The sequence below is a fragment of the Pseudomonas sp. GW823-FHT02F05 genome (assembly GCF_058797315.1).
This window is the reverse complement of record NZ_JBXAJM010000014.1, coordinates 164587-189853: the sequence shown is the minus strand read 5'-3', so window position 1 is coordinate 189853 and position 25267 is coordinate 164587. Positions and strand designations below refer to the sequence as shown.

General features: G+C 63.6%; 12 protein-coding genes. 7 read left to right on the top strand and 5 right to left on the bottom strand.

Going from position 1 to position 25267, the window contains the following annotated elements:
• Positions 1-186: 186 nt before the first annotated feature.
• Positions 187-738 carry an RNA polymerase factor sigma-70 gene (locus AC1RAC_RS18230; protein WP_032904207.1) on the bottom strand — a complete coding sequence of 184 codons (552 nt, stop codon included), beginning with the start codon at positions 736-738 and terminating at the stop codon, positions 187-189.
• A 301-nt stretch (positions 739-1039) separates the two neighbouring features.
• On the opposite strand from AC1RAC_RS18230, the gene AC1RAC_RS18225 reads away from it, so the two are divergent.
• Positions 1040-1792, top strand: a complete 753-nt coding sequence (locus AC1RAC_RS18225; protein WP_096143389.1) for a thioesterase II family protein — start codon at positions 1040-1042, stop codon at positions 1790-1792.
• Positions 1793-1843: 51 nt separating this feature from the next.
• Entirely contained in the window at positions 1844-14740 is a 12897-nt protein-coding gene (locus AC1RAC_RS18220; RefSeq protein ID WP_492616870.1) for a non-ribosomal peptide synthetase, read from the top strand.
• A gap of 712 nt (positions 14741-15452) precedes the next feature.
• Here the strand turns inward: AC1RAC_RS18220 and dsbG are convergent.
• The 3 genes from dsbG to dsbD are packed head-to-tail and all read right to left on the bottom strand — an operon-like array spanning position 15453 to position 18762.
• Positions 15453-16214 (bottom strand): thiol:disulfide interchange protein DsbG, encoded by a 762-nt coding sequence (gene dsbG, locus AC1RAC_RS18215; RefSeq protein WP_054896344.1) that lies wholly within the window; start codon positions 16212-16214, stop codon positions 15453-15455.
• The gene (locus AC1RAC_RS18210) at positions 16190-17035 is read right to left on the bottom strand and encodes a TlpA disulfide reductase family protein (protein ID WP_034126122.1); all 846 of its coding nucleotides are present in this window, start codon (positions 17033-17035) and stop codon (positions 16190-16192) included. The genes dsbG and AC1RAC_RS18210 overlap by 25 nt, the downstream gene beginning before the upstream one ends.
• Positions 17035-18762, bottom strand: coding sequence for a protein-disulfide reductase DsbD (dsbD, locus tag AC1RAC_RS18205; protein WP_492616869.1), 1728 nt, complete (start codon positions 18760-18762; stop codon positions 17035-17037). The genes AC1RAC_RS18210 and dsbD overlap by 1 nt, the downstream gene beginning before the upstream one ends.
• Positions 18763-18937: 175 nt before the next feature.
• Here dsbD and AC1RAC_RS18200 point away from each other — a divergent pair, with 175 nt between their 5' ends.
• The 5 genes from AC1RAC_RS18200 (at position 18938) to AC1RAC_RS18180 (ending at position 23810) form a co-directional block, all read left to right on the top strand.
• Positions 18938-19618 carry a response regulator gene (locus AC1RAC_RS18200; protein ID WP_014719307.1) on the top strand — a complete coding sequence of 227 codons (681 nt, stop codon included), beginning with the start codon at positions 18938-18940 and terminating at the stop codon, positions 19616-19618.
• Complete coding sequence (locus AC1RAC_RS18195) at positions 19615-20937, top strand: ATP-binding protein (protein WP_089041961.1); 1323 nt, start codon at positions 19615-19617, stop codon at positions 20935-20937. Before AC1RAC_RS18200 ends, AC1RAC_RS18195 begins: the two co-directional genes overlap by 4 nt.
• A 123-nt stretch (positions 20938-21060) precedes the next feature.
• Positions 21061-21828, top strand: a complete 768-nt coding sequence (locus tag AC1RAC_RS18190; RefSeq protein ID WP_054896342.1) for an N-acetylmuramoyl-L-alanine amidase — start codon at positions 21061-21063, stop codon at positions 21826-21828.
• Between the two features lie 274 nt (positions 21829-22102).
• Complete coding sequence (locus tag AC1RAC_RS18185) at positions 22103-23503, top strand: aspartate aminotransferase family protein (protein ID WP_106118210.1); 1401 nt, start codon at positions 22103-22105, stop codon at positions 23501-23503.
• Between the two features lie 82 nt (positions 23504-23585).
• A complete protein-coding gene (locus AC1RAC_RS18180) occupies positions 23586-23810 on the top strand; it encodes an MbtH family protein (RefSeq protein WP_003192847.1) in 225 nt (74 codons plus the stop codon).
• A 110-nt stretch (positions 23811-23920) separates the two neighbouring features.
• Here the strand turns inward: AC1RAC_RS18180 and AC1RAC_RS18175 are convergent, their stop codons facing one another.
• Complete coding sequence (locus tag AC1RAC_RS18175) at positions 23921-25267, bottom strand: amidohydrolase (RefSeq protein WP_054896340.1); 1347 nt, start codon at positions 25265-25267, stop codon at positions 23921-23923.

The window sequence follows — 25267 nt, the reverse complement described above, 5'->3', positions numbered from 1 at the left end:
ATCCCTGCCGGTTTACCCCCCAAATCCCTGTCGAATTCCGGCCAGCGTGGTTTAACGGGGCGCCTAAGATCAAAAGCCAGATCAAGATCACAAGCAGAGCAAGATCAAGAGAGCAAGATCAAGAGCGACTCGCTTCGCATCGTGGTTACCGTCGCAAGCCCTCACCTACAGATATCTGTGCTGCGCTCAAACCCGCCGCGCAAACGTATCACTATGACTGCCCGACACCTTGCGGCAATGCACCAGCGCATCGCGAATCATGAAGTTCACCAAGGTCGGCGACACCCCAAGCTCCTTGGCGATGTCTTTTTGCGGCACGCCATGCAAGCGGTACATCTCGAACGCGTAGCGGGTGCGCTGGGGCAGTTGCGTCAGGGCGTCGGCGATGTTTTCCAGGGTGTTGAAATTGATGTGCGAGGTTTCCGGTGAAGCGCCATGAATAACCACATTCAAGCCTTCCTCTTCGGTCCCGGAGTATTTGAGCTCCAGGGCCTGCTTGCGGTAATGATCGATCGCCAGGTTGCGCACGATCTGAAACAGATAACTCAGTTGGGCCTTGAACGATGAGGTGATGGTCGGCGCCGACTGCAGCCGGAAGTAGGCGTCCTGCACCACGTCTTCGGCGCGGGAGCGGCACCCGGTGATACGGGCCGCGATCTTCACCAAAATCAGTCGATTGTCGACGAACGCCTGGAGAAGGGGTGAATCGCACCTGCCTGTGGATACTTGTTCCGTCATGGAAATCACCTTGCTGCGAATAGGTTAGGGGAGGGCATCCCTGCTGAGGCCTCCTACATATCGGGCAACAAATTATGCTTAATGATAATGATTGTCAAATGAGAAGACGAACTAATCTTATGCCTTGGGCAAAGGTGTGAACCACGTCTCGCTCGCCCCCGGCGACTAATTATTTGAAGGCTCCGTCCGTTCTCATGGGTGACAGGTTCGTTAGTACAACGGCCAAGGATCAGCACCCGCAGGAGGACCAGATGGGTTTTTATCGTGCATTCAGCGTGTTTCAGTTCGGAGTCCTCGCGGGATGAGTACGTCCCTGCGGCTGCGCCTGTTTTGCCTGCCCCACTCAGGCGCCAGCGCCTCGGTCTACGCTCGCTGGCGCCGGGTCCTGCCGGACTGGCTGCAAGTGTGCCCGCTGGAATTGCCGGGACGCGGCATGCGCATGGACGAGCCATTGCAGCGCGATATCAAGGCCTTGGCCGCGCAGCTTGCTGAAGAAATCAGCCGTGATCTCGATGGCCCCTATGCCTTGTTCGGCCACAGCCTTGGCGGGTTGTTGGCGTTTGAATTGGCTCACGCTCTGAACGCGCGCAATCTGCCCGCGCCCCTGGCGTTGTTCGTGTCCGGCACGGCGGGTCCGGCGCGTCGTGATGTGAGCGAGTACGCCGTAGAAAAGACCGATGCCCAACTGATTGCCCGGCTGCGCGAATTGCAGGGCACCGCCGAAGAAGCCCTGGCCAACCCCGAGCTGATGCAACTGATGTTGCCGATCCTGCGCGCCGATTTTCTGCTGTGCGGCAGTTTCACCTATGGCGAGCGCCAGCCCCTGGCGCTGCCGATTCATGTGTTTGGTGGCAAGCAAGACAGCGTGCGTGCCGACCAGTTGCTCGACTGGCAACTCGACGCCGCCAGTGGGTTTTCCCTGGACATGTTTGACGGCCATCACTTCTTCCTCGTGCAGCACGAAAGCGCCGTGCTGCGCTGCGTGCGTCGCTATGCCGACGAGCACTTGGCGCGCTGGCGCATTGGCGCGGCGCGCCAGCTCGTCGCCGGCTGAACCCCACCGACTTCCCGAATTTCCCGTAAGCCGATTTCAGGCAGGAACCCCATGATGGACGCCTTCGAACTCCCCCGCACCCTGGTCCAGTCCCTTCAACAGCGTGCTGCGCAGACGCCGGACCAGGTGGCGTTGCGCTTCCTCGCCGAGAGCGCCGAGCACAGTGTGGTGCTCAGTTATCGCGACCTCGACCAACGCGCCCGCACCATCGCCGCTGCCTTGCAAGCCAACGCTGGCCTGGGCGAGCGTGCGGTGTTGCTGTTCCCGAGTGGCCCGGACTATGTGGCGGCGTTCTTTGGTTGCCTGTACGCCGGGGTGATCGCGGTGCCGGCGTATCCACCGGAATCCACGCGTCGTCATCACCAGGAGCGCCTGCTGTCGATCATCAGCGATGCCGAGCCGCGGCTGCTGTTGACCATTGCCAGCCTCAGCGAGGGCCTGGCGCAGATTGAAAACGCGCCCAAGGTGTTGAGCGTCGACACCCTGGAGGCGCAGCAGGCCGACCAGTGGGTCGAGCCCGACCTCAAGGCGGACGACATCGCGTTCCTGCAATACACCTCCGGCTCCACCGCATTGCCCAAAGGCGTGCAAGTCAGCCACGGCAACCTGGTGGCCAACGAAGTGCTGATCCGCCGTGGTTTTGGCATCGACCTCAACCCCGATGACGTGATCGTCAGTTGGTTGCCGCTGTACCACGACATGGGCCTGATCGGCGGCCTGCTGCAACCGATCTTCAGCGGCGTGCCCTGCGTGTTGATGTCGCCGGCCTACTTCCTTGGCCGACCTTTGCGCTGGCTGGAGGCGATCAGCGAATACGGCGGCACCATCAGCGGTGGCCCGGACTTCGCCTACCGCCTGTGCAGCGAACGGGTCAGTGAGTCGGCCCTGGAGCGCCTGGATTTGAGTCGCTGGCGCGTCGCCTATTCGGGTTCCGAGCCGATCCGCCTCGACACCCTGGAACGCTTCGCGGAAAAATTCGCGGCCTGTGGTTTCACCCCGAATAATTTCTTCGCCTCCTACGGCCTGGCCGAAGCCACCCTGTTTGTCGCCGGCGGCACCCGTGGCCATGGCATTCCCGCCCTGCGCCTGGACGAACAGGCGCTGGCCGCCAACCGTGCCGAACCGGGGCAGGGCCCTGCGATCATGAGTTGCGGCACCAGCCAGCCGGACCACGCCGTGCTGATCGCCGACCCGCACACCCTCACCGAGCTGCCCGACCAGTGCGTCGGCGAACTCTGGGCCACGGGCCCGAGCATCGCCCACGGCTACTGGCGCAACCCGCAAGCCAGCGCCAAGACCTTCGTTCAGCATGCTGGCCGCACCTGGTTGCGCACCGGTGACCTGGGTTTTATCCGCGACGGTGAGGTGTACATCACCGGGCGCCTGAAAGACCTGCTGATCGTGCGCGGCCACAACCTTTACCCCCAGGACATCGAACAGACCATCGAGCGCGAAGTGGAAGTGGTGCGCAAGGGTCGGGTCGCCGCGTTTGCGGTCAATGACCAGGGCCTGGAAGGCATCGGCATCGCCGCGGAAATCAGCCGCAGCGTGCAGAAAATCCTGCCGCCCGAAGCGCTGATCAAAGCGATCCGCCAAGCCGTGGCCGAGGCCTGCCAGCAAGCTCCGAGCGTGGTGGTGCTGCTCAACCCAGGCGCTTTGCCGAAGACCTCCAGCGGCAAAGTGCAGCGTGCGGCCTGTGCGATTCGGCATGCCGATGGCAGCCTCGACAGCTACGCGCAGTTCCCCGGGCAGCCGGGGCAGGCGAGCGAAGTGGCGCTGGAATCGGACCTGCAACAGCAGATCGCGGCGATCTGGTGCGAACAACTGCAACTGGCTCATGTGGCGGGCGACGATCACTTTTTCCTGCTGGGGGGCAACTCCATCACCGCGACCCAAGTGGTCGCCCGCCTGCGCGAAAGCCTGGGGCTGGAACTGAGCCTGCGCCTGCTGTTCGAAGCGCCGACCCTCGCCGCCTTCGCCACGGCCGTCGCGCAACTGCAACAGGATGGCGGCGTGGCCCAAGGCGCAATCCACGTGCTGTCACGTCAAGAAGACCTGCCCCAATCCCTGGCACAGAACCGCCTGTGGATCACCTGGCAATTGGACCCTCACAGCAGTGCCTACACCATTCCCGGCGCCTTGCACCTGCGCGGCGAGCTGGATGAAGACGCACTGCGCCACAGCTTCCAGCAACTGATCCAGCGTCACGAAGCCCTGCGCACGCGCTTCTGCGAGCGCGACGGCCAGGCGTTCCAGCGTGTCGAGGCTACGGCGGATTTCGAACTGCCGATCATCGACCTCAGTGACCTGCCCAACACCGAGCGCGAAGCCCGTGCGCAAGAGGTTCGCGAAGACCAGGCGCGCAGCCCGTTCGACCTGGAAAAAGGCCCGTTGCTTCGGGTTACCCTGGTGCGCCTGGGCGATGAAGAGCACCAACTGCTGGTGACGCTGCACCACATCATTGCTGACGGTTGGTCGCTGAATATCCTGATCGACGAGTTCTCGCGCCTGTACGCCGCTGCCGCCCAAGGCCAGTCCCTGGAGCTGCCGCCGCTGGCATTGCAATACGCCGACTACGGCAGTTGGCAGCGCCAATGGCTGGCCGAAGGCGAGGGCCAGCGACAGCTGACGTACTGGAAAGCGCAGTTGGGTGACGAGCATCCGGCCCTGAACCTGGCCACCGATCACCCGCGTGCCGCCCAGCATCGGCACAGCGCCTCGCGCCATAGCCAGCGCCTGGATGCGCGCCTCAGTGCGGCGATCCGCCAGACCGCCCAGGCCCATGACTCAACACCCTTCATGCTGCTGCTGGCGACGTTCCAGACCTTGCTCTATCGCTACAGCGGCCAGCGCGACATCCGTATCGGCGTGCCCAATGCCAACCGCCCACGCCATGAAACCCAGGGCCTGATCGGCTTCTTTATCAACACCCTGGTGCTGCGCGCCGAGCTGGACGGGCGCCTGCCGTTCAACCAACTGTTGGCCGCCACCCGCGAGACCACACTGGCCGCCCAGGCCCATCAGGACCTGCCCTTCGAACAACTGCTGGAAGCCTTTCCCCAGGCCCGCGAACAGGGCCTGTTCCAGGTCATGTTCAACCACCAGCAGCGCGACCTCAGTGCCTTGCGCCGCCTGCCGGGCCTGCTGGCCGATGAGTTGCCCTGGCACAGCCGCGAAGCCAAGTTCGACCTGCAACTGCACAGCGAAGAAGACCGCAATGGGCGCTTGAGCCTGTCGTTCGACTACGCCGACGAGCTGTTCGATTGCGCGACCATCCAGCGTCTGGCCGAGCACTTCATCCATCTACTTCACGCTGTGTGTACGCAACCACAACACGCCATCGGCGATCTGCCGTTGATGCAGGCTGACGAACAGCAACCCTGGAGCGAAGCCCCCTGCGCGCCGGCCCGGCACTGGCTGCCCGAGCTGCTCAATCAGCAGACGTCGGACGCCACCGCATTGGTCTGGCAGGACGGCAGCCTGACATTCGCCCAATTGCACACCCAGGCCAACCGCCTGGCCCATTACCTGCGCGACAAAGGCGTCGGCCCGGACGTGTGCGTGGCCATCGCCGCCGAGCGTTCGCCGCAACTGCTGATCGGCCTGCTCGCCATCATTAAGGCCGGTGGCGCCTACGTGCCGCTGGACCCGGATTACCCCGCCGAACGCCTGGCCTACATGCTCAAGGACAGCGGCGTGCAACTGCTGCTCACCCAGACCGCGTTGCTGCCCCAACTGCCCAGCGCCGAAGGCGTGTGCGTGATTGCCATGGACAGCCTGCACCTCGACAGCTGGCCGACCCAGGCGCCAGGCTTGCACCTGCACGGCGATAACCTCGCCTACGTGATCTACACCTCCGGTTCCACCGGCCAACCCAAAGGCGTGGGCAACACCCACGGCGCCCTGGCCGAGCGTTTGCAGTGGATGCAGGCCACCTATCAACTGAACGAAACCGATGTGCTGATGCAAAAGGCGCCGATCAGTTTCGACGTGTCGGTGTGGGAATGCTTCTGGCCATTGATTACTGGCTGCCGCCTGGTATTGGCCGGGCCGGGCGAACATCGCGACCCGCACCGCATCGCGCAGCTTGTGCAGGAACATGGGGTGACCACGCTGCACTTCGTGCCGCCGCTGTTGCAGCTGTTTATCGACGAGCCGCTGGTGGCCGAATGCACCAGCCTGCGTCGCCTGTTCTCCGGCGGCGAAGCCTTGCCCGCCGAACTGCGTAACCGCGTACTGGCGCGCTTGCCAGCGGTGCAGTTGCACAACCGCTATGGCCCGACCGAAACCGCGATCAACGTCACCCACTGGCAGTGCGCCGTCTCGGATGGCGAGCGCTCGCCGATTGGTCGGCCGTTGGGCAATGTGATCTGCCGCGTACTGGACGAGCAGCTCAACCCGTTGCCGGCCGGTGTGCCGGGCGAACTGTGCATCGGCGGTATCGGCCTGGCGCGGGGTTACCTGGGCCGTGCCGGGCTGACGGCCGAACGTTTTGTCGCCGACCCGCTGGGCGCGGCGGGCACCCGCTTGTATCGCACCGGTGACCGTGCGCGCTGGAACGCCGATGGCGTGCTCGAATACCTCGGGCGCCTCGATCAGCAGGTCAAACTGCGGGGTTTCCGGGTGGAGCCGGAAGAAATCGAAGCGCGCCTGCTGGCCCAGGTAGGCATTGCCCAGGCCGTGGTGCTGGTGCGTGATGCACAGTTGATCGGCTACTACACCGCCGATACCGAACTGGATGAGCAAAGGGTCAAAACTGCCCTGGCCGCCGAGTTGCCGGAGTACATGGTGCCCGCGCTGCTGATGCGCCTGGACGCCATGCCCCTTAGCCCCAGCGGCAAGCTCGACCGGCGTGCCTTGCCAGAGCCGTTATGGCAAACCCGCGAACACGTCGAACCGCACACACCTTTGCAACTGCAAATCGCCGCGATCTGGCGCGAGGTGCTTGGCCTGCCACGCATCGGCCTGCGCGATGACTTTTTCGCACTCGGCGGGCACTCGTTGCTGGCCACGCAAATCATCTCCCGCACCCGCCAGGCCTGTGACGTCGAACTGCCCCTGCGCACGCTGTTCGAAGCCAGCGAGCTGGGCGATTTTGCCCAGCAGGTCGGGCTGATGCAGGCGGCGGGCCAGCGCAACCAACAGACTGCCATCGCCAAAGTCGACCGCAGCCAGCCGGTCCCTTTGTCCTATTCCCAGCAGCGCATGTGGTTCCTCTGGCAGATGGAACCGGACAGCCCGGCCTACAACGTCGGCGGCATGGCGCGCCTGCGCGGCGTGCTGGATGTGGGGCGTTTCGAGGCCGCCTTGCAGGCCTTGATCATGCGTCACGAAACCCTGCGCACCACTTTCCCAAGTGTCGATGGTGTGGCCTGTCAAAAGGTCTCGGCGCAAACCAATGTGCGCATGGACTGGCAGGATTTCTCCGCGCTGAATGAGCCGCAGCGCCAGCAGCGTTTGCAGCAACTGGCCGATGTCGAGGCGCACACGCCGTTCAACCTGGAAACCGGGCCGCTTTTGCGCGCCTGCCTGGTCAAGGCCGGCGAGCAGGAACATTACCTGGTGCTGACCCTGCACCATATCGTCACCGAAGGCTGGGCCATGGACATCTTTGCCCGTGAACTCAGCGCCTTGTATGAAGCCTTTATCGACGAGCGCGACTCACCGCTGCCAGCGTTGCCGGTGCAGTACCTCGACTACAGCGTATGGCAACGCCAGTGGATGGAAGCCGGTGAGCGCCAGCGTCAGCTGGACTACTGGACCGCCCAACTGGGCAACGAACACCCGTTGCTGGAATTGCCCGGCGACCGTCCGCGGCCACCGGTGCAAAGCCATCGGGGCGAGCTGTACCGGTTTGATTTGAGCGATGAGCTGGCCGCCCGCGTGCGAGCCTTCAACGCCCAGCACGGCCTCACGCTGTTCATGACCATGACCGCGACCCTGGCGGTGTTGCTCTACCGCTACAGCGGCCAGACCGACCTGCGCATCGGCGCGCCAGTGGCCAACCGTATCCGCCCGGAAAGCGAAGGCTTGATTGGCGCGTTCCTCAATACCCAGGTGCTGCGTTGCCAGCTCACTGGGCAGATGCGGGTCAGCGAGCTGTTCGAGCAGGTGCGCCATACCGTGATCGAGGGCCAGTCCCATCAGGACCTGCCGTTCGACCATCTGGTGGAAGCCCTGCAACCGCCGCGCAGCGCGGCGTACAACCCGTTGTTCCAGGTGATGTGCAACGTGCAGCGCTGGGAGTTCCAGCAAAGCCGCCAACTGGCTGGCATGACCGTGGAGTACCTGGCCAACGATGCGCGGGCGACCAAGTTCGACCTCAACCTGGAAGTCACCGACCTCGACCATCGCCTGGGTTGCTGCCTGACCTACAGCACCGACCTGTTCGACGAGCCGCGTATTGCGCGTATGGCCGAGCATTGGCGCAACTTGCTTGAAGCGTTGGTCGCCGATCCTGGCCAGCGCCTGAGCGAATTGCCGTTGCTGAGCGCAGATGAACAACGCGCCTTGCAAGACAGCCTGGGGGTGGAGAAGGGCGAGCATCGCCTCGACCAGTGCATCCATCAACTGTTCAGCCAGCAGGCCAGCCAGCGGCCGGAGGCCCCGGCGCTGACCTTTGCCGGTGTGACCCTCTCGTATGCGCAACTGGATGAGCGCGCCAACCGCCTGGCCTGGATGCTGCGCGAGCGTGGCGTGGGCCCGCAGATGCGCGTGGGCCTGGCGCTGCCGCGTTCGCTGGAAATGGTCGTCGGTTTGCTGGCGATCCTCAAGGCCGGCGGTGCCTATGTGCCGTTGGACCCGGAATACCCGCTGGACCGCCTGCATTACATGATCGAAGACAGTGACATCGGTCTGCTGCTCAGTGATGCGGCGCTGTTCGAAGCTCTTGGTGAGTTGCCGGCGACGGTGGCGTGCTGGTGCCTGGAGGATGACTCGCCGGTGCTGGCGAATTACCCCGCCGAAGCGCTGCCGTTCGTGAGTCTGGCGCAACACCAGGCGTACCTCATCTATACCTCGGGTTCCACGGGCAAGCCCAAAGGCGTGGTGGTGTCCCACGGTGAGATCGCCATGCATTGCCAGGCGGTGATCGAGCGCTTTGATATGCGCCCGGATGACTGCGAGCTGCACTTTTACTCGATCAACTTCGATGCTGCCACCGAGCGTTTGCTGGTGCCGCTGCTGTGCGGGGCGCGGGTGGTATTGCGCGCCCAGGGCCAGTGGGATGCGGAGGAAATCTGCGCGCTGATCCGTACCCATCGCATCAATGTGCTCGGTTTCACCCCGAGCTACGGCAGCCAGTTGGCGCAGTGGCTGGCGACTCAGCAACAGACGCTGCCGGTGCGCATGTGTATCACCGGTGGCGAAGCCTTGACCGGCGAACACCTGCAACGCATCCGTGCGGCGTTTACGCCCCAGCTGTTCTTCAACGCCTACGGCCCCACCGAAACCGTGGTGATGCCCCTGGCCAGCCTGGCGCCCGAGCAGTTGGAGGAGGGCGCTGGCAGCGTGCCGATCGGCAGCATCGTCGGCGAGCGCGTGGCTTACATTCTCGACGCCGACCTGGCGCTGGTGCCCCAGGGCGCCAGCGGCGAGCTGTACATCGGCGGCGCCGGCCTGGCCCAGGGTTATCATCAGCGGCCGGGGATGACGGCGGAGCGCTTTGTCGCAGACCCGTTTGCTGGCAAGGGCGGGCGCCTGTACCGCACCGGCGACCTGGTACGCCAACGCGCCGATGGCCTGGTGGAGTACCTGGGGCGCATCGACCATCAGGTGAAGATCCGCGGTTTTCGCATCGAGCTGGGCGAAATCGAAACGCGGTTGCTCGAACATGAAGCTGTGCGCGAAGCGGTGGTGCTGGCACTGGATGCGCCGAGCGGCAAGCAATTGGTGGCGTACCTGGTCAGCGATGCCGAGCACGCCGCCTTGCGCGACGCGTTGAAGGCGCACCTCAAGGCGCAACTACCGGACTACATGGTGCCCGCGCATCTGATCGTGCTGCAGAGCATGCCGCTGACCGCCAACGGCAAGCTCGACCGCCGCGCCTTGCCTGAGCCGGACCCAGAGGCCAATCGCCAAGCCTACGTGGCGCCGCGCAGCGAGCTGGAACACAGCCTGGCCGCCATCTGGTGCGCGGTGCTGAACGTGGAGCAAGTGGGCCTCGACGATAACTTCTTTGAACTGGGCGGCGACTCGATCCTGTCGATCCAGGTGGTGAGCCGGGCGCGCCAGGCCGGCATTCATTTCAGCCCCCGTGACCTGTTCCAGCACCAGACCGTACAGAGCCTGGCTGCCGTGGCGACTCGCTCGGAGCTCATCATCGCCGAGCAAGGGCTGCTGACCGGCCCCTCGGGCCTCACGCCGATTCAGCACTGGTTCTTCGACACCGATATCCCGGCGCGCCAGCACTGGAACCAGGCATTGGTGCTCAAGCCACTGCAACTGCTCGATGCCCATCGCCTGGAGCAAGCGCTGCTGGCGGTGCTGGAACACCACGACGCGCTGCGCTTGAGCTTTACCCCGCGCGATGCGCAATGGCATGCCGAACACCTGGGCGTGCCGGAAGGCGGCGTGCTGCTGCAGGCGCAGGTGCGTGACATGCAGGCGTGCACGGCGTTGTTCACCGACACTCAGCGCAGCCTCGACCTGGCACAGGGGCCGCTGCTGCGCGCCTTGCTGGTGGACGGGCCGCAAGGCCAGCAGCGCTTGCTGATCGCCATCCATCACCTGGTGGTGGACGGCGTGTCGTGGCGCGTCCTGCTGGAAGACCTGCAAAATGTTTATCGCCAACTCAGTGAAGGCCAGTCCGTCAGCCTGCCGGCCAAAACCAGCGCGCTGCGCGATTGGGCTGCGCGCTTGCAAGCCTATGCCCACAGTGAGTCCTTGCGCGAAGAGTTGAGCCTGTGGCAAGCGCAACTAGCTGGCCCCACCGTGGCCTTGCCAGTACAGCGTCCCCAAGGCGCACGGCGCAATAGCGATGCCGAAACGGTCAGCGTGCGCCTGGATGCCGAGCGCACCCGGCAGTTGCTGCAACAGGCGCCGAGTGCCTATCGCACCCAGGTCAACGACCTGTTGCTGACCGCCCTGGCCCGCGTGCTGTGCCGCTGGAGCGGGCAGGCCTCGGCACTGATCCAACTGGAAGGCCATGGCCGCGAAACCTTGTTCGATGATATCGACCTGACCCGCAGCGTGGGCTGGTTCACCAGTGCCTATCCGTTGCGTCTGACGCCGCAGGCCGAGCAGGGCGACTCGATCAAGGCAATCAAGGAGCAACTGCGTGGCGTGCCCCATAAAGGTTTGGGGTATGGCGTGCTGCGTTACCTGGCCGATGACCTGTGCAAGCAGAGCATGGCCGCATTGCCGAGCGCGCAGGTCACCTTCAACTACCTTGGCCAGTTCGACCAGAGCTTTGGCACTGACGCGCTGTTCCATCCGCTGGAGGAATCCGCCGGCCTGGCCCATGACCCGGATGCGCCATTGCCCAATGAACTGAGCATCGACAGCCAGGTCTACGGCGGCGAGCTGGTGCTACGCTGGACGTTCAGCCGTGAGCGGCATGATCAGCAGGTAATTCGCGATCTGGCCGAAGCTTACCTGGCCGAATTGCACAGCCTTATCGCCCATTGCCTGCAGGACGATGCCGGTGGCCTCACGCCGTCCGACTTCCCCCTGGCGCGCCTGACCCAGGTGCAACTGGACGCCTTGCCGGTATCGGCCAGCGCCATCGAAGACGTCTACCCGCTGACTCCGATGCAGGAGGGCTTGCTGCTGCACACCCTGCTGGAGCCCGGCACCGGCCTGTATTACATGCAGGACCGCTACCGCATCAACAGCGCCCTGGACCCGGAGCGTTTTGCCCAGGCCTGGCAAGCGGTGATCGCCCGCCACGAAGCCTTGCGCGCCTCGTTCTGCTGGAACGTCGGCGAAGACATGCTGCAAGTGATCCACAAGCCCGGCAGTACGCCGATCGAGTACCTAGACTGGAGCGCCGACCCGCAGGATGAGCACGAGCCGCGTCTGCAAGCCTTGCTCAAGGCCGAGCGCGAAGCCGGTTTTGACCTGCTCAACCAGGCGCCTTTCCACTTGCGCCTGATTCGCGTGGGCGAGGCGCGCTACTGGTTCATGATGAGCAACCACCACATCCTGATCGATGCCTGGTGCCGTTCGCTGCTGATGAATGACTTCTTCGATATCTACACAGCCCTGGGCGAAGGCCGCGATGCGCAACTGGCGACGCCGCCGCGCTATCGCGACTACATTGCCTGGCTGCAACGCCAGAACCTCAACGAGGCGCGCCAGTGGTGGCAGCAAAACTTGCAAGGCTTCGAGCGCGCCACGCCGATCCCGAGTGACCGCCCGTTCCTGCGCGAACACGCCGGTGGCAGTGGCGGCATGGTGGTGGGCGACTGCTACACCCGCCTGGATGCCCGCGACGGTGCGCAACTGCGCGAACTGGCCCAGGCGCATCAGCTCACCGTCAACACCTTCGCCCAGGCGGCGTGGGCCTTGGTGCTGCGGCGTTTGAGTGGCGATCGCGACGTGCTGTTCGGCGTCACCGTGGCCGGGCGCCCGGTGGACATGCCCGAGATGCAACGCACCGTGGGGCTGTTTATCAACAGTATCGCGCTGCGGGTGAAACTGCCCGAGGACGGCCAGACGTGCAGCGTGCGCCAGTGGTTGAGCGCCTTGCTCGACAGCAATATGCAACTGCGCGAGTACGAATACCTTCCGTTGGTGACGATCCAGGAACACAGCGAATTGCCCAAGGGCCAGCCGCTGTTCGACAGCCTGTTTGTGTTTGAGAACGCGCCAGTGGAAGTCTCGGTGCTGGACCGTGCACAAAGCCTGAACGCCACCTCGGATTCCGGGCGTACCCACACCAACTTCCCGCTGACGGCGGTGTGCTACCCCGGCGATGACCTCGGTTTGCACCTGTCCTACGACCAGCGTTATTTCGACGAAAGCACCGTGCAAGGCATGCTCGCTGAGTTCAAGCGCCTGTTGCTGGCGCTGGTGCAGGGCTTCCATGGCGACATGGCCGAGTTGGCGCTGATTGGCGAGCAGGAACGTGAATTCCTGGTGGCGGGCTGTAACCAGAGTGAGCGAGCCTATCCGCTGGAGACGAGCTACATCGAGCTGTTCGAGGCCCAGGTGGCAGAGCATCCGCAGCGCATCGCCGCCAGTTGCCTGGACCAGCAATGGAGCTACGACGAACTGAACCGCCGCAGTAACGGCCTGGGCCACGCGTTGATTGCGGCCGGTGTGGGCCTGGACCAACCGGTGGCGTTGCTGGCTGAACGTGGGTTGGACTTGCTCGGCATGATCATCGGCAGCTTCAAGGCCGGTGCCGGTTACCTGCCGCTGGACCCAGGGCTGCCCGGCCCGCGCCTGAGCCGCATCATCGACATGAGCCGCACGCCGCTGCTGGTGTGCACCGAGGCGTGCCGCGAGCAGGCCGTCGAGTTGCTGCAAGGGGTTGATTGCCAACTGCTGGTGTGGGAGGAAGTGCCCGCCCGTGGCGAAAACCCCGGTGTCTACAGCGGCCCGGACAATCTTGCCTACGTGATCTACACCTCGGGTTCCACCGGCTTGCCCAAGGGCGTGATGGTCGAACAGCGTGGCATGCTCAATAACCAGTTGAGCAAGGTGCCGTACCTCAACCTGAGCGATGCCGATGTGATTGCCCAGACCGCGTCGCAAAGCTTCGATATTTCCGTGTGGCAGTTCCTCGCCGCGCCGCTGTTTGGCGCACGGGTGGACATTGTGCCCAATACCATCGCCCATGATCCGCAAGGGTTGCTGGCCCATGTTCAAGCACAGGGCATCACCGTGCTGGAGAGTGTGCCGTCGCTGATTCAGGGCATGCTGGCCCAGGAGCGTATCAGCCTCGAGGGCCTGCGCTGGATGTTGCCGACCGGGGAGGCCATGCCACCTGAGCTGGCCCATCAGTGGCTGCTGCGTTACCCGCAGATTGGCCTGGTGAATGCTTACGGCCCGGCGGAATGCTCCGATGATGTGGCGTTCTTCCGCGTCGATCTGGCGTCGACCCGTGGCACTTACCTGCCGATTGGTACGCCGACCGACAACAACCGCTTGTACCTGCTGGACGGCGCTTTAGAGCTGGTGCCTCAAGGGGCGGTGGGCGAGTTGTGCGTCGCCGGCACCGGTGTCGGTCGTGGCTATGTCAGCGATCCGCTGCGCACCGCCCAGGTGTTTGTACCCAACCCCTTTGGCGCGCCTGGTGAGCGCCTCTACCGTACCGGCGACCTGGCACGGCGTCGCAGCGATGGGGTGCTGGAGTATGTCGGGCGTATCGACCACCAGGTGAAAATTCGCGGCTACCGCATCGAACTGGGTGAAATCGAAGCGCGCCTGCATGAACAACCCCTCGTGCGCGACGCGGCGGTGGGTGTGCAAGAGGGGGCCAATGGCAAACATCTGGTCGGCTACCTGGTGGCCGCCGATGCCACACTCGACCCGAGCGAGCAGTTGGAGCGCATCAAGCAACGCCTGCGTGCCGAACTGCCGGAATACATGGTGCCACTGCATTGGCTATGGCTTGACCGCCTGCCCCTGAATGCCAACGGCAAGCTCGACCGCAAGGCCCTGCCGGCCCTGGAGATCGGCCAGTTGCACAATCAGGACTATGTGGCGCCGTGCACTGAACTGGAAACCACGTTGGCGGGTATCTGGGCCGAGGTGCTGAAGGTCGAGCGGGTCGGGGTGCAGGACAACTTCTTCGAACTGGGCGGGCACTCGCTGCTGGCCACGCAGATTGCCTCGCGGGTGCAGAAGACACTGCAGCGCGATGTGCCGTTGCGGGCGATGTTCGAGTGCAGCACCGTGGCGGAGTTGGCCGAGTATATCGAGGGGGTGGCAGGCAATGAGATCAGTGCCGAGAAGGTGGATCGGTTGAGTGATTTGATGGCGGAGTTGGAGGGGCTTTGATCTTCGTTGTCTGTCAGGGCCTCATTGCAGCATAGGCATCTACACAGCTGGACCTGTGGCGAGGGAGCTTGCTCCCGTGACGGCCTGGCAGCCGACGCTGATCGAGCTGGTGCACCGCGATCCAAATGTGGGAGCTGGCTTGCCTGCGATGGCGGCCTGACAGCCGACGCAGTTATACCGAGTACATATCCATTCCTGCGGTAACGGCCACTTAGGGTTCCGCTTTTACAGCGGCTCACTTTTGAAAAGCGCAAAAGTAAGCAAAACGCTCTTGCCCCACCACTCGGCACCTCGCTTAGGCTCGGTGTGCCCGAACACAGGCTTGAATCCGTGGGCCGCCGCCACGCGCCATCCATGGCGCGGGGCGGCTAACCCGGCGTCCTGCCGGGTTACCCACGAATTCAAGCCTGCGTTCGGCCAGCGTGGTTTAACGGGGCGCCTGAGATCAAGATCAAAAGCAGATCAAGAGCGACTCGCTTCGCATCGTGGTTACCGTCTGCTGTTACAACCCACAAAGTTGTGTAGATACCTATGCTCATCGCAGGCAAGCCAGCTCGCACATTGGATCGCGGGGCATCAGTTATATCTGTGTCGGCTGCCAGGCCGTCACGGGAGCAAGCTCCCTCGCCACAGATTTAGCGTCGTGCCGAAGTTGTGTAGATACCTATGCTCATCGCTGGCTTGCCTGCGATGGCGCCCGCGAGGGCGGCGCTTATTTTGGCCCGAGAATTTTCACTAACTTATCCGGCGAAGGCGCCCCTTGCTGCTGCTGCAACCCACCCTTGTCATCCAGATAGAAGATCGCCGGCGTCGCCGACAACTCCAGTTCATCCATCAGCTTCATATTGGCATCAAGCTTGGCCTCGACCTCGGCCGGGATCTTTTCCAGCGCCTTGAGCTTGCTGCCCTTGCCGGCGGCTTCGTGTTCTTGCAGGGCTTTTTGCGGGTCTTTGGCGGCGAGCAGGGCGGCGGATTTGCCTGGGCTGTCTTCGCGGATGATGCCGACCATGATGTGGCGCAACTGCACCTTGCCGGCCTTCACCCACGGGCGGGCCTGTTCCCAGAACATGTTGCAGTACGGGCAGTTGGGGTCGCTGAACAGGTAGACGGTGCGCGGGGCGTCTTTATCGCCATCCTGGATCCAGCTGCTGTTTTCCATCTTGGCCCAGACTTCCTTGGCCATCGGCGCGTACACCAGTTTTTCCAGGGGCGCGGTGCTCAGGTCATTGCCTTGGGCGTCGTACAGGTTGCCCGCGATCACGTGCTTGCCGTCGGCGGTCAGGTACAGGGCCATGCCACGGTTCTGGTACTGGGCGGCGTAGCCGGTGAGGCCGCTGGGGGCATCGAATTTGCCGATGATCTTGGCACCTTTGGCTTCGATCTGTTTGATCGGGGCCGGCAGGTCTTCGGCCTGGGCCAGCGTAGCGGCTAGCGTCAAAGGCAGCAGGGTCAGCAGGTGGCGGAGGCGAGGCATGTCGGTTTCCTTGTCGTGGTGTTGTCGAAGGGTTCCATGGCACGGGCCAGGCTGGCTTCGGAGAGTTCGCCCAGGTGGCTGTTGATCAGGCGCCCATCGGCTTGGTAGAACAACGTAGTCGGCAAGGCCATGGAACCCACGGCCTGGCCGAGGCGGCCGCTGGCGTCGAACAGCACGTTGTCGAGGTTCAGGCCCTGGGTGGCCAGGTAAGTGCTGACGCTTTGCATGCTTTCGGCCTGGTTGACGAACAGGAAGGTCACATCGGGGCGCATGCGCTGGGCGTTTTCCAGCACCGGCATTTCGCGTCGGCACGGCGGGCACCAGGTGGCCCAGAGGTTGATCACCAACGGGCCGCCTTGATAATCCGCCAGTTGCACCACCTCGCCATTGGCATTGCGCAGGGTGATATCCGGCAGGCGCGTGCCTTTTTCGTACAGACTGAGGGACAGGCTGGTCATGCCCCAGAACACCAGGCCGGTGATCACCCCGGCGCTGAGCGGCTTGCGCAGGGCAGGGCGACGCCAGCCGTAGACCAGCGCGCCGAGGATCAGCGCGATGATCCCGGGCCAGGCGAGAAAGCCGCCGTCACGCAGGTCGACCATCTCCACCCAGTCGTGGCTGTAATAACTCCAGTACATCAGCACAAAGCTGACGCGGGCGGCGAGCAGGCCCAGCAGAAACAGGCTGAACAGCACCGACTCCGGGTTTTCGCCGCCGCGCTTGGCCACGCGCCAGCCCACCAGGGTGGCGAGAATCAGCGCGCTGATCAGCAGCAGGTGATTCAGGGCGATGGCGAAGGTGCCGATGGTGAGGGTCAGCATCAGAGAGTGTCCCGCGTCTGGGTCCAGCGTTGCAGGAAGGCAGCGGCGTCTACTTCGCCGGTGATGCGTTGGGCGCGGCGTTCTTCACCGTCCGGGCCGATCCACACGAAGCTCGGTGGCCCAGGAACTTTGTAGCGGCCCAGCAGCTCGCGGCTGGCGGCGTTGTCGGCGGTGACGTCCAGGCGTAACAGGCGCACGTCTTTGAGCGCGTCCATCACCTCGGGTTTGCCGAACACCTGTTTCTCCATGATCTTGCACGACACGCACCAGTCGGCGTAGTAGTCCAGCAGCACCCATTGGCCCTGGGCCTTGGCACTGTCGAGCTGGCTTTGCAGCACGGCCGGGGCGTTGATCGTGGTGAAGGCATCGTGGGCGCTCGGTGCACCGGCGACCTTTGAGCCACTGTAAACCTTCAAGGGTTGCCACAGCTCATCGCTGCCACCGGCCGCCCCCACCACCAGCACCGCGCCCCACAGACCCAGCACCAGGGAACCAGCGCCGAATACCTTGGCCGCCAGGCCGGACTCACGGGCCAGCGCCCAGCCACAGTACGCCATCACCAGCGCCAAGGCGCCCCACAGGCCGATCCACAGGCTGTCGCCGACCACTGGGCGAATCATCAGCACCGCGGTGCCCAGGAACAGGAAGCCGAAGATGCCCTTGAGCACGTTCATCCAGGTGCCCGGCTTGGGCAGGAAGCGATTGCCCACAGTCACCAGCAGCAACAGCGGGATGCCGATACCGATGCCCATGGCGAACAGGATCAGCCCACCGTGCAGCGCATTGCCGCTCTGGGCGATGTACAGCAGGGCGCCAGCCAGGGGCGCGGTCATGCACGGCCCCATCAGCAGGCCGGACAACGCGCCGAGCACACCGGCACCTACCAGGCTGCCACCGCTTTGTTGGCGGCTGACGTTATCGAGGCGGTCGCGCAGGAAGGCGGGCAGTTGCAGTTCAAAGAAGCCGAACATCGGCAGGGCGAGCAGCACGAACAACGCCGCAAAGCTGCCGAGGATCCACGGGGTTTGCAGCAACGCCGCCAGGTTGGCGCCGAGCAACGCGGCCATCACCCCCAGGGCGGCATACACCAGCGCCATGCACACCACGTAGCTGCCGGCCAGGGCAAAGCCGCGACGCGGGCTGGCGCCGCTACCGACCACCAGGCCAGCGAGGATCGGCAGCATCGGCAACGAGCAGGGCGCAAACGCCAACAGCAGGCCCAGGCCGAAGAACACCAGCAGGCTCCACCCCAGGCTGCGCTGCTGCAGGCCGCTGGCCAGGCTTTGATCCTGGGCTTGCGCGGTCGCGGCGACGGCCGGGTTGCCGCCCAGGTCCACGGTGATCGACTGCGGCGGATAGCACAGGCCCGCATCGGCGCAGCCCTGCCAGCCGAGCTTGACCTGGCCGGTGGTGCCAGCGGGGATCTTCACTTCCAGGCCCTGGCGATACACCTGTTGTTCACCAAAGAACTCGTCGCTATGGGCTTCACCCTCGGGCAGCACGGGTTTTTCGGCCAGGCCGTCGAACTTCATGCGCTGCTGGTACAGGTAGTAACCGTCGGCAATCTGCCAAAACAGCTGGGTTTCGCCGCTTTCAAGACGTTCGGAGGTAAAGGCGAAGGCTTTGCCTACCGGGAGGAAGTCGGGTTTGGTTTCGAAGGGGCTGCCCGGCGCTGCCTGGGCGAATCCCGCGAACAACACCAGCAGAAAGGTAAACAGATGCCGCATGGTCAAGCCTTAGTTCGATGCAAGTGAGGCACACAATGTGTGGCGTTGATTAACCGATGATTAACCGCCGCTATTCTAGAGCGTAGGGATTGTCCGGTGTTGCGAACTTTAGCGGCATAATGCGCGCTTAATCCGTGGCTTTTCTAATCGCGCCATCTTTCATGAAGGGTTAACCATGCACGTACTGGTCTGTGAAGACGACGAACTGATCGCCAGTGGCATCGTGGCCGGCCTGACCGCCCAGGGCTTTACCGTGGAGCGCGTGGCCACGGCCTCGGCGGCGCGGGCGATGCTCAAGGCCGCGGCCTTCGACATCATGGTGCTCGACCTTGGCCTGCCCGACGAAGACGGCCTGAAGCTGCTGCAACAACAGCGCAGCCAGGGGTTGGACATTCCGGTGCTGATCCTCACCGCGCGGGACTCGGTGACCAACCGCGTCGATGGCTTGCAAGCCGGCGCCGACGATTACCTGCTCAAGCCCTTCGACTTGCGTGAACTCGCCGCTCGCCTGCAAACCCTGTTGCGCCGGGTGGCGGGGCGCAGCGTCAACCTGATCGAACATGGGCGCCTGGCCTACGACCCCAGCAGCCGCGAGACCTTCCTCGGCGGCCAGCCGGTGGATCTGTCCCGGCGTGAACAGGCGTTGTTGCAGGCGCTGTTGCACAACAAGGGCCGCGTACTGTCCAGCGAACAGCTCAAGGACAGCGTCTACGGCTTCAGCGACGAACTGGAAAGCAACGCCCTCAACGTGCATATCCACCACCTGCGGCGCAAGTTGGGCAATGGCATCGTCGAAACCGTCAGAGGGCTGGGCTATCGCCTCGGCACGGCTGATGGGGGAGAAAACACGCCGTGAAGAGCTTGCGTCTGCGCCTGACGTTCAAGCTGGGCGCCGCTTTTGTACTGATCTGGGTGCTGGCGGCCGCCTGGATGCTCAACGACTTGCGCAACCAGATGATGTTTTCCCTCGACCAGCGCCTGGTGGCTTCTGCGCGCATGGTGGCCGGGCTCACCGAGCAGATGCCGGGCCTGGCCAGCGTCAGCGGGGGCGCGCATTTGCGCACCGAACAACTGAATGTGCCGGGTGGCATGGCTTGCCAGGTCAGCTCCTTGCGTGGCGAGATCCTGGCGCGCAGCCATACCACGCCGGAGGAAGGGTTGGAGTCGCGCCGCAGCGGCTTTCGCGACCAGATCATCGACGGCGTGGGCTGGCGCAGTTTTACCCTGTCCCGTGGCGACTTGCTGATCACCACCGCCGACCGCCAGGTGGAGCGTGAAGCCCTCAACCTGTCGATCCTGCTGGCGGCGTCGGTGCCGGTCGGCGTGGCATTGCTGGGCTGCCTGTGCCTGCTGTGGCTGGGCATTGGCCAGAGCCTGGTGCCGCTCAACCGTATGCGGGATGCCCTGATGCGGCGCAGTGTCGACTCCCTCGAGCCTCTGCAGATTCATCCTCTGCCCAGTGAACTCAAGCCGTTGCTCGACACCCAGAACCAATTGCTGCAGCGCATCGCCAAGACCATCGAGCGCGAACGTCGCCTGACCGGTGACGCCGCCCATGAACTGCGCAGCCCGTTGACCGCGATCAAGACCCACCTGCAAGTGGCGCGCATGACCGAGGGCGCGGCCCGCGACCAGTCCCTGGCGCACGCCGAGGAGGGCGCCGATCGCTTGCATCGCACCCTGGAGCAACTGTTGTTGCTGGCGCGGGTGGAGGGCAGCCTGTCGTTTGACGATGGCCTGCAGTCCAGTGCCGAGGAAGTCGCTCGGTTGGCGATCCAGGATGCCAACGCCGGCGACAATTCACGCATTGATCTGATCCTGGCGCCGGATCTTTCCCCTGTTCCAGTGGCAATGCCTGTGGGCCTTGCCGTCGCGGCCTTGCGTAACCTGCTGGACAACGCCTTGCGCCATACCCCGGCCGATACCCGCGTGGAACTGCAGGTGTTTTCTACCCCGGATAATGTGGTGTTCCGCGTGCGTGACCATGGCCAGCAAATCTCCAGCGAAGACCTGCAATACCTCACCCAACGCTTCTGGCGCAATGGCAGCAGCGAAGGCTGTGGCCTGGGCCTGGCGATTGTCCAGGCGATCGTGCAGCGCTGTTCCTGCTCGCTGCACTTCGACAGCCAGCCCGACGGTATGCGGGTTGATCTGGGTATGCCGTTGCGGCGCTGAGCTGCCCTTTTCACGTGGCAAATAATTACCGCCCGCCTGAGGCTCAAGCCTTCAGGATGGCGGTAATTTTTTTGCGCTTGAACGGGCCGAATGAGTCGGCTCGAAATGAAAAGGACTGTTCTTATGTTGGTGATCGACACCAGTTTCCCCGCCAGGGATTTCAACGACCGCCGCGGCGAATCCGTGCAGCAGGTGCTTGTGCACTACACCGCCGCGCCCTTTGCTTCCTCGCTACGCACCCTCACCCAAGATGGCGTCAGCGCTCACTATCTGCTGCCCGATCCCGCTGAGCCCAGCTACCGCGCTGCCGGTTATGAAGAGCTGCGGGTGTTTCGCCTGGTGGACGAGGACCAGCGCGCCTGGCACGCAGGCGTGAGCTATTGGGCGGGGAAGGCCGATCTCAACAGCCGCTCGGTGGGCATTGAAATCGTCAACCTGGCGCGGGATGAAGCGGGGGTCTTTACCTTTCCGGAGTACGCACCGGCACAGATTGACCTACTGATTGAATTGCTTCGCGACCTGCTGGAGCGCTATCCGCAGGTGGGCCCCACTGACTGGCTCGGGCATTCGGACGTGGCCTACTGGCGCAAGAGCGACCCTGGGCCTCGGTTGCCCTGGCGTGTGCTGCATGAGGCCGGCATCGGGGCCTGGTTTGATGAATCGAGCCGGGCGATGTACCAGCGCCGCTTTTGTCTCGGCTTGCCGCCGGAGGTCGAAGTGGAGCGGGCGTTTCAGCGTTATGGCTACAAGCCCGCGCAGAATCGCCGGGCCTTTGAACAGCGCACCCGGGCGTTCCAGATGCACTTTCGACCACGGGATTATTGTGGATTCCTGGATGCAGAGACTTGCGCGATCTTGTATGCCCTGAACGAAAAGTACCGCGGGATTTAATACCGAGCACTGTTCAAATGTAGGAGTGAGCTTGCTCGCGAAAAACGTCAACGATACCGCGGGCTTTCTGGATAAACGCGGCGCCGGGGAGTTTTTCGCGAGCAAGCTCGCTCCTACAATTGGATCTTCATTCATCAGTTAACAACCCTCGTCCCCTAAATCCTTTTCACGCTGAAGCGTCTCCACAACAGGAAATCCGTGCGCATGCCCTTGGGCCAGACGCCAACGGATCGGCAGTTTGGTCACGATCATCAGCGTATTGAGGGATCCACAGATGTCAGTCGCTACCAGCCGTATCGAAGACGCCCCGGTGCAGGCCGCGGAAACGCTCTATCAGTTTGACGAAAGCCCGCTGCTGGCCCGCCAGCGCCAGCAGGAATCCAACGCCCGCAGCTACCCACGGCGCATCCCCCTGGCACTCAAACGCGCCAAGGGCATTTACGTGGAGGACGTGGAGGGGCGGCGGTTTATCGACTGCCTGGCCGGCGCCGGAACCCTGGCGCTGGGGCATAACCACCCGGTTGTGATCCAGGCCATCCAGCAAGTGCTGAGCGACGAACTGCCCCTGCATACCCTGGACCTGACCACGCCGGTCAAGGATCAATTCGTGCAGGACCTGTTCGGTTTGCTCCCGTCGGAACTGGCGCGAGAAGCGAAAATCCAGTTCTGCGGCCCCACCGGCACTGATGCGGTGGAAGCCGCGTTGAAGCTGGTGCGCACTGCTACCGGGCGCAGCACCGTGCTGTCGTTCCAGGGCGGCTATCACGGCATGAGCCAGGGCGCGCTGAGTTTGATGGGCAGCCTGGGGCCAAAGAAACCCTTGGGCGCCTTGCTCGGCAATGGCGTGCAATTCCTGCCATTCCCGTATGACTACCGTTGCCCGTTTGGGCTGGGTGGCGCCGAAGGTGTGCGGGTCAACCTGCATTACCTGGAAAACCTGCTCAACGACCCGGAAGCCGGCGTGCTGTTGCCAGCGGCGGTGATTGTCGAAGTGGTCCAGGGTGAGGGCGGCGTAATCCCGGCGGACCTCGACTGGCTGCGTGGCCTGCGCCGTATCACCGCGCAAGCGGGGGTGGCGCTGATCGTCGATGAGATCCAGAGCGGTTTTGGGCGTACCGGCAAAATGTTTGCCTTCGAACACGCCGGCATCATTCCGGACGTGGTGGTCATGTCCAAGGCGATTGGCGGCAGCCTGCCGCTGGCGGTGGTGGTGTATCGCGACTGGCTCGACACCTGGCTGCCGGGCGCCCATGCCGGGACCTTCCGCGGCAACCAGATGGCGATGGCGGCGGGCTCGGCGGTGATGCGCTACCTCAAGGATCACGACCTGGCAGGCCATGCGGCGACCATGGGCGAGCGCCTGGGCGAACACCTGCGCATCCTGCAGCGCGACTTCCCGCACCTGGGGGATATCCGTGGGCGTGGGCTGATGCTGGGGGTGGAGCTGGTAGACCCGACTGGCACGCCTGATAGTCAGGGCCACCCACCGGTGCATCGCCAGTTGGCGCCGCTGGTGCAGCGCGAATGCCTCAAGCGCGGGCTGATCCTGGAACTGGGCGGGCGCCATGGCGGTGTGGTGCGTTTCCTGCCACCGCTGGTGATCACCGCTGGCGAAGTCGACCAGGTGGCTGAGATTTTCGGGCGCGCCTTGGCGGCGGCCGTGGCCAGCCTGTAATTTTCCAGGCCCTTGGTACGTTTCTACAGATATCAGTGCTGCGCGTGGTGCGCAGCCAGCCTTTGAGCGACGGAGAACAGCAATGACCTCAGTATTTGACCGCGACGACATCCTCTTTCAGGTAGTGGTCAACCATGAAGAACAGTATTCGATCTGGCCCGACTACAAGGCCGTGCCGGAAGGCTGGCGCACCGTGGGCAAGAGTGGCATGAAGAAGGAATGCCTGGCGTATATCGAGGAAGTGTGGACCGACATGCGGCCGTTGAGCCTGCGCCAGAAAATGGATGGCGCGGCCCTCGCCAACTGATTCACCCAATACCCTGTGTAGGAGCGAGCTTGCTCGCGAAGAGCGCAAGAACGCCGCGTTTACCCTGAATAAACGCGGCGTTCTGAAGTTTTTCGCGAGCAAGCTCGCTCCTACAGGGGGGTATGGGTATAGAGGTAATCCGTCGCCAACGACGCCAGCGTCCTCACGCCCACCACCAACGCCGACTCATCCACAAAGAACCCTGGGTTGTGATTCGGCGCCGCCTTGCTCATGTCCTGATCCCTTGGGGTCACTCCCAGGAAGACAAACAGCCCCGGCGCCTCCTTGGCATAGAACGAGAAGTCTTCGGCGCCACCCACCAACGGGCCTTGCACCACATCATCCTGAGCCGCCCAGCGCAGGCTCGGCAGCATTTTCTCGGTCAGCGCCGGATTGTTGATGGTGGGGTCGTACTTCTCGATGATCGTCACTTCGGCCTTGGCGCCACCGCTTTCGGCGATTTTCTCTACGGTTTGACGCACGTCTGCATGCAGCTTCTGGCGGATACCGTAGTCGTAGGAGCGAATGGTGCCGCTCATGTCCACCGACTCGGGGATGATGTTATAGCGGGTGCCACCGTTGATGGTGCCGATGCTCACCACAGAGGGGAATGACGAAATATCGGTACGGCGGCTGACCACGGTCTGCAGGCCGACAATGGTTTGAGCGCCAACGGTGATCGGGTCGATACCGTCCCAGGGGCGGCCGGCGTGGGTCTGTTTGCCGAGGATCCTGATGCGCAGGTCATCGGAGCTGGCCAGGGTTGGGCCCGGGCGGTAGGCGATTTGCCCGGCAGGCACACCGGCCCACACATGCAGGCCAAATACCGCATCGGGCTTGGGCGCTTTCATCACGCCTTCCTGCACCATCATCTTCGCACCCCAGGTGTTCTTGCCGTCGGGGATAAAGTCGCTGGGGCCTTCTTCGGCCGGTTGGAAATAAAACACCACGGTGCCGGGCAGGCGCTCGCGCATCCCGGTGAGAATCTTCGCAGTGCTCAGCAGGATAGCGGTATGGGCGTCGTGGCCGCAGGCGTGCATCACGTCGACTTCTTTGCCCAGGTAGGTGCCCTTGGCTTTGGAGGCGAAGGGCAGGTCGGCGACTTCCTTGACCGGCAGCGCATCCATGTCGGCGCGCAGGGCCACGGTCGGGCCGGGCAGGGCGCCTTTCAAGATGGCGACGACGCCAGTGCGGGCCACCCCGGTCTTCACCTCAAGGCCGAGTTCGCGCAACTGTTTGGCGACCAACTCGGCGGTGCGGGTTTCGGTATTGCCCAGTTCCGGATGGGCGTGGATATCGCGGCGGGTTTCCAACAGGCTGGGTTCGAGGATTTTTGCCTGGGCGGCAATGGTTTCCCGGGCACTGTCCTGGCCGCTGCTGGCGGCGATCACTGCACTGCTCGCGACCGCGCCGAGCAGACCCAAAACCCATTGGTGTGTCAGACCGTTCATTCGCAT